The organism is Maritalea porphyrae (genome assembly GCF_027213965.1).
In the GTDB taxonomy this organism is placed as follows: domain Bacteria; phylum Pseudomonadota; class Alphaproteobacteria; order Rhizobiales; family Devosiaceae; genus Maritalea; species Maritalea porphyrae_A.
This window is the reverse complement of record NZ_JAPWGX010000002.1, coordinates 789444-801489: the sequence shown is the minus strand read 5'-3', so window position 1 is coordinate 801489 and position 12046 is coordinate 789444. Positions and strand designations below refer to the sequence as shown.

Below are 12046 nucleotides of genomic sequence, written 5' to 3'. Positions count from 1 at the left end.
ATCTTGTGGGCACACCGGAGCCGATTGAATGTCTCTAGCCGACCATCTTGCAAGTGCCCTAAAGCGCCATGACGAAAAGCCGAACGTTGAATTGGCTCAAAGGCTCGCCAAACAGGCGGAGGTGAGCAGCGAGGTTCTTGAACTGCTCGCAATTGTCAAAAATGGCGAAAAGGCACAAGCACATGACGCTATCAAAGTGTTATATGAATTGGCCGCGCTGCGTCCTGGGGCCTTTGGGGACAAAATTGGATTTGTGTTCGACCTGTTGGGCACTAAAGACAACCGCATTTTATGGGGCGCCCTGACCCTATTGGCAAATACGTGCAAATTGGATCATGGCGCAACCTTTGAGCACTTGCCCCAAATTTTGGACGCCTCAGCGCGCGGATCTGTTATCGCCAAAGACGCCACCTGTGAGATATTGTTAGAACTAGCGGCCAGCTCCGCCCATCAAAATCAGGTGCACCCGCATCTCATTAATTTCTTGAGCGCGGCGGCCCCAAATCAACTGCCCATGTATGCGGAAAACGCTGCAAAAAGGTTCATCAATACCGAGAACGTTGAGCTGGTGCACACGCTCTTTGCGCGCCTTGAAGAAATGCCGACCGCAGCAAAACGTGCGCGGTTAGAAAAGGCAATCGCTAAGCTTTCACTGCCCCCAAAACCGCTTTCGCTCGCCTAATTGCGAAGTTCGCCCTTTTTTTGTCGCGATTAAATCTCTTAATGCTTGGCAACAGCCTTAAGGGGAATTGCGATCCATGCTCGACAACAATAATGCTGCGCGTCTGCGCGAAGGGGTGAAAAGCCTTGAAACCATGACCCGCTTTGCGTTGGCCGTTTTGGCGTTGGCCAGCGGGGTCTATACCTATTTGGGCGTGCGCAGTTTGCTTGATGGGTCCGCAGACATGGTTTTTGCCGCCGCCATCATCTATTCGGTTGCCGTTTCCGTGGGCATTTATGCCTTTTGGACCTATATGATGAAATTCTTGCCCCTAATGCGCGACAACGCGCGGCGCGGCGCATTGATCGCTGTTATGGGGTTGGGCAGCTTGATGATCGTTGCTATGTCCTCTTGGCTCAACGCCGCAGCCCTTGCAGGGTCGGCAGCGCTTGAGCAGCATTTAGCGGTGACCCTTGAAGATTATGTTGCGGATTTGGATGCGGCCCACGGCAATGCGCTTTCCGCACAAAGCCTTTTGCCCGACGTACAACGTGCCTCGGTGCGCTTTTCACGGCTGGCAGACGACGAGCGTCGTTCCGGTGCCCTCACCGGCACCTCGGGGTCTGGATCTGTGGTGCAATTGCTGACCCAAATGTCTGCCCAATTGGACGAATTGGGCAACACAATTACCGCCTCGCGCGGCACTGTGACGGAGCAATTTGAAAAAGGCTCAACCCACCTTGCCAACATGCGCGCCCTTGTTTCGGGCGAAGGGGCAGTGCAACCGCGTGCCGATAAGTTTGCCGCCGAAGCCGTAGCGCTGACGGGCGTGATTGCCTCTTTGCAGGAAACATCCATTGCTTCTTCTGTCAGTCGCGCTGCGGACGACTTGTCACTTGGTTTTATCGCCCCGGTGGCAGATGGCCGATCGGACGAACTGGTCGCCCGCCAAGACGAAGTGATGCAATCGGTCATGGGGGCCGTCCAAGCCCAATCCACCGCCCTTAAAACCGCCGCCGACAAAATCTTAGGCGAGCCAAAAGTACAACCACGTCGATTTGTGCCTTTATCCTCAGCAGAAGCGGTATTGCTTTACGCGCGCGACTTCTTGCCAAGCTGGGCCGGGGCCATTTCAATCGATTTGCTCCCGATGGTCTTGGTCTTAATCTTGGCTGTTGTTTATTCGGCCAGTCGACGCGAAGCCAGAACGCTTGATGCGGCAGACAAAATTACAGCCGCTGAAATGATGCGCGCGGTTAGCCTGTTCAATGAAATGAACGCAAACCGCGAGGCAGAAGTTGCCAAACAAGCACCACAGGAAAAAGAGCAAAGTAAAGAGCCAACGCCTCAAACCAAAACAGACGACCCCAATGTCACCTCGATTGAAACTGCAAAACGCCACGACGCTAAACCCACATGAGTGACGCACAAATGGCACCGCCAAAACGCTCACGCCTTGGTTGGCCAAGCGATGCTAATCTCATTAGAGGCATTTTCTTTGCCCTACTCGCTGGCGCGGGGACCTTGCTCTATTTGGACTTCATGTCATTGAACGAGCAAACAGCCGCTCAGCCCTTGCAATTTGAAAGACCAATATTACCAGCAGTTGAGCGCCCAGAATTTGATCCCAACGCACCGCGCTATGATCCAAGTGAACAAGTTACCGTACAGGCTGAGGTTCTTTCCGCGCCAATGGTCGCCACACTGGCGCAAAACGGCGTTATGCTGTTGTCAGGTTATATTGATCCAAATGCCGCGCCACGCATAATTGAAGAATTAGACCGCACCAAAGAATACATCAAAACCGTGCAAATAAACTCGCCCGGCGGCTCAGTTAATGATGCACTTGAAATTTCAGCCCATATCCGCAAACTCGGTTTTTCGACCACCATTGAGGATGGAGGCTATTGTGCATCGTCCTGCCCAATTTTGTTCGCCGGGGGAACAGCACGTCTGGCCGGCAAAACAGCAACGATCGGCTTGCATCAAATCTATGGCGCAACGCCTCAAACAACAGCCCCACAAGCCATGTCCGACGCCCAAACGACGACAGCACGGATCACCCAGCATTTGGATGAAATGGGTGTTGATCCAAAGATCTGGATCCACGCGCTGCAAACGCCCCCAAACAAACTCTATTATTTAACCAACCAAGAAATGAAACAATTCAAATTGGCCACCAAAATTCGCTAAATGCTACTATGTGGCCCGATGCCGAAAAAACATGGCCAACCACAGCAACGCGGCAAACAGAACAGCACGTTCGGCAGCGCCAGCAAATTGGGGCATTAAAAAAACGAAAGGCACTAAACCTGCCAACAAGGCCACAACCACTATCGACCCTATGCGGCATGACTTATCTTGGGTGACATAGGCGCGCCAACTGATCCCAACAACCAGCGCTATTGCCGCGAACAAAAAGAAAAAACCGTGCCAATGAGCGAGGGGAGCGGCAAAAAATTGGGTTGTATCGATCGAGCGTTGATTAAATGACCCCGCCCCGATCATGCAAACGCCAAAGACCATAAAAGCATAGTAGTCACGACGATGTTTAGCCGTCAGTTGTAACGCATCAAAAAAAACGCCAAAGCCAAGGCTGATAAAACCAACCCGCATGATCCATGCATTCGGCATTTGTTGGCCGGCAAGCTCACCCGTTGTATGTCGCACCCAGTTGTAATCGGAATGCGTAAAAAAGGGTGCAATCAACGCCGCAACAACGAAAATGCATATCCCAAATAGGCTCCAGCTTCGGCCGATTTGCACCATCCGCTAGCCCCCTTAAGACAACGCCAAAACCGGCATTGCTTAACCAAGGAGTTCATATTCAAATGTGTGAATTGTCAAGTGCACCCAACGGTTATCCGACCATATCCTTTGTTACTGACGCACAAGTTCAATAACATCGTGAACGGACTCAAACTGCGGGGCAGGCAATTCTAGCAATATCGAGGTAGGTTTGCCCAAAGCTTCAAACAAGCAACCCACTTGATCGTGCTCGCCATCTACCCCATAGGCTCTAGGTTCTTCATAGCCATAGTGTGACGCCCCTTTGTAGGCAACGCCAGTTTCTTGCATATGGAGAGTGCCGACAAATCGTTGCGAACCTGAAAGCTTTTCAAGTCGCAATTGATCGCCCGCCTGACTGATACGACAATCAAAAAACTTGTAACTCACCAAGGCAGAAATGCCGCCCAACTTTATAGTGCGGCATTTGTAGTTGCCTGTTGGGACCACTTTGGGAGCACCGATCCCCATGCTATATAGTTCTTTGACGATGGCGCGATCAGAAGCGTTTTCGCCCAACATGGCCTCGGCCAAGCCCTTTATCCGCGATTGATCAATTGTATGAAGACGAGAAAAATCACGAGAGGACAAATCAAGCCCATCAGGCACACAAGAACCCGCGTAGGCCGTGGAGCAAACCAAGGCGAAAATTGTTGAAAGAACCAGTTTCGCCTTGATCATATTCTAACTCCTAAAGATCGCGCACATCCACAAAGTGGCCCGCGATTGCCGCCGCAGCCGCCATGGCTGGGCTAACCAAATGGGTCCGGCCTTTAAAGCCTTGTCGACCCTCAAAATTTCGGTTTGAGGTTGAAGCACAGCGTTCTTCCGGCTTCAACTTGTCGGCGTTCATCGCCAAACACATGGAGCAACCCGGCTCTCGCCATTCACAACCCGCATCCAAGAAGATCTGATCAAGCCCTTCAGCTTCGGCTTGCTCTTTAACCAAACCAGACCCCGGCACAATCATAGCGCTCACGGTTGGGGCAATCTTTTTGCCTTTTAACACTGCAGCTGCAGCGCGGAAGTCTTCGATCCGCCCGTTGGTGCACGAGCCAATAAACACGCGATCGATTGTAATATCAGTGATCTTTGTGCCTGGCTTTAGCCCCATATAATCAAGCGCACGCCATTTTGATGAGCGGGTATTTTCGTTCTCAATTTCATCGGGATTTGGCACCACGCCAGTTACCGCCACAACGTCTTCAGGTGAAGAGCCCCACGTAACAATCGGGGTCAAGTTGGCTGCATCCAACGTGATTTCTTTATCAAAAACCGCGCCTTCATCTGTGTGTAGTGTTTCCCAATAGGCGCGCGCCATATCAAACGCTTCGCCTTTTGGTGCGCGCGGCTTGCCTTTAATATAGTCAAATGTCTTCTGGTCTGGTGCAATCAAACCTGCGCGAGCACCGCCTTCAATCGACATGTTACAAACCGTCATCCGGCCTTCCATCGACAAAGCTTCAATCGCTTCACCAGCATATTCAATCACATGGCCGGTGCCACCCGCAGTGCCAATTTCGCCAATGATCGCCAAAACGATGTCTTTTGCTGTTACACCATCAGGCAATTTGCCATTGACGGTTACCCGCATATTTTTCGCTTTGGACTGAATTAGCGTTTGAGTGGCCAAAACATGCTCAACTTCAGAGGTGCCAATGCCGTGCGCCAATGCACCAAACGCCCCATGAGTTGATGTGTGGCTGTCACCACAAACAATGGTCATGCCGGGCAGCGTAAAGCCTTGCTCTGGGCCCACAATGTGCACAACGCCTTGGCGTTTATCCAGCTCGTCAAAATACTCAACATCAAAATCTTTGGCATTTTGCGCCAAGGTTTCAACTTGCAACTTGCTGTCTGGATCATCAATACCATTTGAGCGATCGGTCGTTGGCACATTGTGGTCAACCACAGCCAATGTGCGCAAGGGTGCGCGCACTTTGCGTCCCGCCATCCGCAACCCTTCAAAAGCCTGCGGACTTGTAACTTCATGCACGAGGTGGCGGTCAATATAAAGATGGCTGGTGCCGTCCTCATTATTGGTCACCAAATGATCATCCCAGATCTTGTCGTAAAGTGTGCGTGCGCTCGTCATCTGTCTATTTTCTCGCAAGGATTTGGTCTAAAGGGAATTCCGATCCATGTTTTTAAATCCGTAAGGAAACCGGGTCAAGGCTAACGCTCAAAGATCAGTTCCCTTTGATCGTGACGACCAAGAAAACAAATTTGACCCATAGCAAATATATTCCACTCATTTCCTACTTCATTTATTTACACTCAAGGAATAGGCTCACCCCATGTCATCACCAAAAGGGGTCACAACGATGGCGCAGGTTAAAACCTCCAACAAAGCGCATTTGGTTGCAGCAGCACATGAGCTACGTGCAACAGAGAAAAGCTTTTCGAACTTTCTCGTCCACCTAATCAACTCAATCGACGATACTGACTTAAGTCATTATGATATCGACGAATTTCTTGCCATTGCGCGACAGTCCTATGAGAATCTAGGCAAGCGGCAGTCCAAAGAACATTCGATTACGATTGCATCGTTGAACAACAAGTCCAACACCTACACCATTGATGTTTTCAACGAAGACATGCCCTTTATTGTTGATTCGGGACTGGCCGCCATTCGCGCCTCCGGTGCGGACATTAGGCTTTTTGCTCACCCTGTGCTGCCCGTTAAAGGCGAGGGTAAAGACCTTGAGGTTTTAGAAACCTTAGAAGATGGCGCAACAACCGAAAGCCTGTTGCATGTGCATTTTGATCCTGGGCTAGACCCAAAAGCCCTAGACCTTGTTCAATCCGAAATGAACAACGTTCTCGTTCAAGTGCGCCGCGCCGTTGCTGGCTGGCGGCCAATGCTTGAGAAATTGGGCGATGTGGTGCGCAATTATCGCAATAACCCGCCACAAGTGGAAGAAGCGGTGCTTTCTGAAAGCATGCATTTTCTTGGCTGGTTAGCAGACCATAATTTCACGTTCCTTGGCATGCGCGAGTATAAATTCAGCGAAATTGATGGTGAGCCGAATTTGGAGCCCATTCCAAATAGCGGGCTTGGGATTCTTTCAGACCCAAATTTATTCTTTCTCCGCCACGGCCAAGACTATGTAGAAATGACCGCCCAACACGCGGACTTTTTGACAAAATCTGACCCCTTAATGGTCACCAAAGCCAACATTAAGTCTGTAGTGCACCGCCGTGTGCATATGGACTATATCGGCATCAAACAGTTCAACGAAGATGGATCAATCGCAGGTGAATTGCGCATTATTGGCCTTTTCACATCAATGTCCTTGGCCACACCACATACAGAAGTGCCTTTGCTCCGCCGCAAAGTCATGGAAGTGATGCGCAGATCAGGTCACAATCCAAATTCGCACTCAGGCAAAGCCCTAATGAGTGCACTCGACAATTATCCGCGCGAAGAGCTGTTTCAGATCGACGAAGATTTATTGTTTGAATTTGCGACCACAATTTCTGCCCTTGCTGATCGGCCACGCGTGCGCGTGCTACCGCGCATAGATCCTTTCGACAATTTCGTGTCGATCATCATGTTCATGGCCCGAGATCGCTACACATCCACAATTCGTGAACAAGTAGGCGAGTATCTGGCTGAGCAATATGATGCGCGGGTGTCAACCTATTACCCGAATTTCCCAGAAGGTGAATTGGTCTCTGTACACTTTATTCTTGGCCGAAACGGGGGTGTCACACCGCGACCAAGCCGTGATGAACTTGAAGCCCATATCACTGATCTCACCTATAGCTACGGTGATCGGCTTTTGGCGACCGCGAAAGATCCGCGCGCAATCCTTGATTATGCGAACGCTTTCACGAATGCCTATCAAGAAAAATATGGCCACGCGGAAGCTTTAAAAGACATAGAGCAATTCCAATTGCTCAAAGACGAAAAGCAAATTGCTGTTCGCTTGAGCAAACATTCAAGACGCGAAGGCGCTTATTCGCTTAAGCTCTACCACCGTGCAACGGCAATTCCGTTGAGCGCGCGGGTGCCTATGCTTGAAAACTTTGGGTTTAAGGTCAACAACGAGCGCACCTACACCGTCATACCGCAAAACACAGATGAACGTATTTTGCACGACATGACGATCAAAGCCCCCGGTGTAGATCAAGATTTGACCCAAGTGGACAATGTGATCGAAAGGGCCATTAAAGCTGTTTGGTATAAAGATGCGGAAAACGACGGCTACAACAAGCTCACTGTTCGCGCCGCAATGGAATGGGACGATGTTTCAATCATCCGAGCGCTTGGTCGTTACCTCAAGCAAACAAAAATAGCCTATTCCCAGCGCTATATGTGGGACACGTTGGCCAAACATCCAGACGTTGCCCAAGCCATCGTGGATTTATTCCACGTGCGCCACGCACCCGACTTTGTTGGCGATCGCACAAGCGTTGAAGCAAACGCGCGCGAAACCATCTCCGCGGCATTGCAAGCTATTACCTCGCTAGACGATGACACGATCGTACGCCGGTTCGTAAACCTCGTGGATTCAAGTTTACGTACCAACTTTTTCCAACGTGTCAACGGCAAGCGACGCCCGGCTTTGGCCATCAAATATGATGCTTCAAAGGTTGATGGTTTGCCTGAACCACGTCCATTCCGTGAAATCCATGTCTATAGCCCACGGGTTGAAGGTGTGCATTTGCGCGGCGGCATGATCGCCCGTGGCGGCCTGCGCTGGTCGGATCGCCCAGAAGATTTTCGCACGGAAGTATTGGGTCTTGTTAAGGCTCAAATGGTGAAAAACGCCGTGATTGTTCCGGTTGGCGCAAAAGGCGGCTTTGTGCCCAAACAAATCAAAAGCAACGCAAGCCGCGAAGAGTTTTTGGCGGAAGGCACAGAAGCCTACAAAATCTTCATCGGTTCATTACTCGACATCACTGACAATCTTGATGGCGACAAAATCATTCCCCCTAAAGATGTCACCCGTATTGATGGAGATGATGCATATTTAGTGGTCGCGGCCGACAAGGGTACAGCAACCTTCTCCGACACAGCCAATGCCATATCCGATGAACGCCAATTCTGGCTTTCTGACGCATTTGCATCAGGTGGGTCGGTTGGCTATGACCACAAAAAGATGGGCATTACTGCCCGCGGCGGTTGGGAGGCAGTAAAACGCCATTTCCGCGAACTTGACCGCGACATCCAAACACAGCCGTTTACGGCCGTTGGCGTGGGCGACATGTCTGGGGATGTGTTTGGCAACGGCATGCTTTTGTCTAAAGCCACAAAACTAATCGCCGCATTTGACCACCGCGACATCTTTATTGACCCAAATCCAGACCCAGCAACCACCTGGGCTGAGCGCAAACGGATCTTTGAGATGGGGCGGTCAAGTTGGCAAGATTATGACCAATCGCTCCTTTCAAACGGTGGCGGCATTTATCCGCGCACATCAAAATCGATCAAGCTTTCTCAAGAAGCTGTTGATGCCCTGGGACTAGAAAAAGACGAGATGACGCCGAATGAATTAATGCGGGCCATTTTAGTCTCCAAGGTGGACCTTTTATGGTTTGGTGGCATTGGCACCTATGTTCGGGCCAGCACAGAAAGCGATGCAGAAGCGGGCGATCGTGCAAACGACGCCATTCGCATCACCGGTTCGGAAGTGGGCGCAAAAGCCATCGGCGAAGGGGCCAACCTTGGCATAACCCAATTGGGTCGTGTCGAATTTGCCCGCGCAGGGGGCCGCATCAACACGGATGCGATCGACAATTCTGCCGGGGTAAACTCTTCAGATTTGGAAGTGAACATCAAAATCGCATTGGGCACATTGGTGCGCGATGGCACACTCAATTATGAGCAACGAAACACCTTCTTGGCAGAAATGACCGATGAAGTGGCTCAATTGTGTTTGCGCAACAACTATTTGCAGACCCTAGCCATTTCATTGGCTGAACGCAGAAATCAGAGCGACTTACCCTATCATGCTGATTTCATGAAAGCGCTTGAGGCGGCAGGCCATTTGAACCGCAAGGTTGAATATCTGCCTAAACATGTTGACCTGATGGAACGCGAAGCCCAAGGCGCCGGCCTTTACCGACCAGAATTGGCGGTAATCTTGGCTTATGCGAAAAACACGCTTTATGCCGAATTGCTAGAAAGCGAAGTGCCAGATGATCCATATTTGGGCAAAGAGCTGTTTCGTTATTTCCCCGATCAATTGGCTGACGAGCACCCCGATACAATCAAGAACCACCGCTTGCGGCGCGAAGTGATTGCAACGGTATTGTGCAACGCCATGATCAACCGGGGCGGCCCTGACTTTGTGCACCGCGTTGCAGCAGCAACAGGTTCCGATGCTTCACAGGTGGCCGCTGCTTACGCTGCCGCCCGCGACAGCTTTGGCTTGACCGATATGAACCTTGCCATTGATGCTTTGGACACAAAGATCAAAGGGGAAACTCAGCTCGAACTCTATGATGAGCTGCGCACACTTCTGCTGCAACAAACCGCTTGGTTCTTGCGAAACGTCAATTTTGCCGACGGTATTTCAACAGTTGTTGAAACCTATTCAAAAGGCATTGAGACAATTCGCACAATGTTCGACGAAGTGCTTCCAGCATTTGTGGCAGCCTCTGTTTCTGACCAAGCCAAAAGCTTTGAAGAAGGTGGCACCCCAGACGGTTTGGCCAAACGCATCGCGCAACTTTCAGCGCTCACTTTGGCCACAGAAGTTGTGCTGGTCAGCGAACGCGCGAACATCTCGGTGGAAGATGCGGCGAGAACCTATTTTGCGGTTCTAGAAACCTTCCAACTTGGCCATATCACGGAGCAAATTCAAACCATTGAGGTCAAAGACTATTATGATCGCATGGCACTTGATCGGGCCATTGCAAACCTAATGCGTGCACAGCGCGACATTACTCTAGATGTTCTTACTTTCGACAGCGCTGATGTTGAAACCGGCTTGGCCGCTTGGCATGAAGCACGCCGCGACGACATTGAACGGTGCCGCGAAATGGTTGCGGGCATTACAGAAAGTACCTTGAGCGTCTCAAGGCTTTCAGTAGCAGCAGGTTTGCTGTCAGATTTGGCCCGCGGCTAAATCAAAAAAACATCAAACAAAGGCCCCGACAATTCAATTGCCGGGGCCTTTTTCATGCGTCTGTTGCAAAATCAGCCTATTCCCCATTCTAAAATTGCACCCTATGGTGATGGAGCTTTTCTTGGGGGAGAAACAAATGACGGACCTAATTTCCGCAAACGCAGAACAGCCAACAACCGTGACAAAAAGAGCGCGGGTCAGCTGGATGTTCTTTGACTGGGCCGCACAGCCTTTTCATACCGTGATCTTAACGTTCATTTTTGGTCCCTACTTCGCCCACCACATTGCCGCAAATGGCGCACAAGCCCAAACATCTTGGGGTTGGGCCGTGGCCATTGGGGGCCTGATCATTGCATTGCTGGCCCCAATTTTGGGCGCAATATCTGACGCAACGGGTCCCAGAAAACCCTATATCGCCCTCTTTTCGATTCTTGCTATTTCTGGCGCATTCTCTCTTTATTTCGCCACACCAGGAACCGAAAATGCGGTCATTATCGCGCTCATCGGCCTCGTGGTCGCCATGATTGGCTTTGAGTTTGCAGCCATTTTCAACAATGCCATGATGCCGGACCTTGTGTCCCGCGAAGAGCTTGGCGAACTATCAGGTAACGGCTGGGCACTCGGATATGTGGGCGGGGTAACCTCGCTAATATTCATCTTGGCATTTATGGCGACCAGTGACCCAGAAACGGGTAAAACCCTAATCGGCCTCAACCCGCTTTTTGGACTAGATGGCACCACCTATGAAGGTGACCGTGCATCCGGTCCATTTACGGCAATTTGGTATTTGATTTTTGTCACCCCCCTTTTCTTTTTTGTACCAGACGTCAAAAAGCGACAAGCAAGAAAGAGTGCGATTTCGCTTGGGTTGCACAAGCTTGCTGCAACAATCAAAACCTTGCCAGAACGCAAAAGCTATTTCGCATTTCTACTTTCCTCACTCTTCTATCGCGACGGGCTGAACGCGCTTTACGCCTTTGGCGGCATCTATGCGGCAGGTGTTCTGGGCCTAAGCGTTACTCAAGTCGGCATTTTTGGCATCATTGCCGCGCTTGCCGGCGCCATTGGCTCATTCATCGGCGGCAAAATGGACAAGAAATTCGGCCCCAAACCTGTGGTGGCCTTCTCTTGTCTTGTGCTGGTGCTCGCTTGCTTACTGGTTGTGTCCACAACCCAAACTTACATTCTCTTCGTCATTCCCGTTGATGCAAGCAGCGGCGCACCGCTTTTGACATTCTACTTCGCGGGCACCCTTATTGGAGCATTTGGCGGTTCGATCCAGGCCGCATCGCGCACCTTGCTGGTGCATCAAGTGCGCCATGAAGAGGTAACCGAGGCCTTTGGTCTTTACGCTTTCTCTGGCCGCGCAACGGCCTTTATCGGCCCCATTGCAGTGGCCCTTGCTACAGGTTGGTCCGGATCACAGCAGATCGGCATCTCGCCGATTGTGGTTTTGATGTTGTTGGGATTAATCGGCCTTTACTTCGTCAAACAAAAAGGGCCGGCGTAAAGCCGACCC

General features: G+C 50.9%; 8 protein-coding genes. 5 read left to right on the top strand and 3 right to left on the bottom strand.

Annotation, left to right across the window (positions count from 1 at the left end; genetic code table 11):
• Positions 1–28: 28 nt before the first annotated feature.
• The 3 genes from O4H47_RS08660 to O4H47_RS08650 all read left to right on the top strand — a co-directional run bounded on the left by O4H47_RS08660 (position 29) and on the right by O4H47_RS08650 (position 2854).
• Positions 29–682, top strand: a complete 654-nt coding sequence (locus tag O4H47_RS08660) for a hypothetical protein (RefSeq protein WP_269393558.1) — start codon at positions 29–31, stop codon at positions 680–682.
• A gap of 76 nt (positions 683–758) precedes the next feature.
• The gene (locus O4H47_RS08655) at positions 759–2081 is read left to right on the top strand and encodes a hypothetical protein (RefSeq protein ID WP_269393557.1); all 1323 of its coding nucleotides are present in this window, start codon (positions 759–761) and stop codon (positions 2079–2081) included.
• Positions 2078–2854 (top strand): ATP-dependent Clp protease proteolytic subunit, encoded by a 777-nt coding sequence (locus tag O4H47_RS08650; RefSeq protein ID WP_269393556.1) that lies wholly within the window; start codon positions 2078–2080, stop codon positions 2852–2854. Before O4H47_RS08655 ends, O4H47_RS08650 begins: the two co-directional genes overlap by 4 nt.
• Before the next feature lie 6 nt (positions 2855–2860).
• Here O4H47_RS08650 and O4H47_RS08645 read toward each other — a convergent pair whose 3' ends face one another.
• From O4H47_RS08645 to leuC, 3 genes are all read right to left on the bottom strand, one after another.
• Positions 2861–3430: a DUF998 domain-containing protein gene (locus O4H47_RS08645; RefSeq protein WP_269393555.1), complete on the bottom strand. Its 570-nt coding sequence runs from the start codon at positions 3428–3430 to the stop codon at positions 2861–2863.
• Between the two features lie 111 nt (positions 3431–3541).
• Entirely contained in the window at positions 3542–4129 is a 588-nt protein-coding gene (locus O4H47_RS08640) for a DUF4893 domain-containing protein (protein ID WP_269393554.1), read from the bottom strand.
• Positions 4130–4139: 10 nt separating this feature from the next.
• Positions 4140–5543: a 3-isopropylmalate dehydratase large subunit gene (gene leuC / locus O4H47_RS08635; RefSeq protein ID WP_269393553.1), complete on the bottom strand. Its 1404-nt coding sequence runs from the start codon at positions 5541–5543 to the stop codon at positions 4140–4142.
• Positions 5544–5745: 202 nt separating this feature from the next.
• On the opposite strand from leuC, the gene O4H47_RS08630 reads away from it, so the two are divergent.
• Complete coding sequence (locus O4H47_RS08630; protein ID WP_269393552.1) at positions 5746–10527, top strand: NAD-glutamate dehydrogenase; 4782 nt, start codon at positions 5746–5748, stop codon at positions 10525–10527.
• Between the two features lie 136 nt (positions 10528–10663).
• Positions 10664–12037 (top strand): MFS transporter, encoded by a 1374-nt coding sequence (locus O4H47_RS08625; protein ID WP_269393551.1) that lies wholly within the window; start codon positions 10664–10666, stop codon positions 12035–12037.
• Positions 12038–12046: the final 9 nt, after the last annotated feature.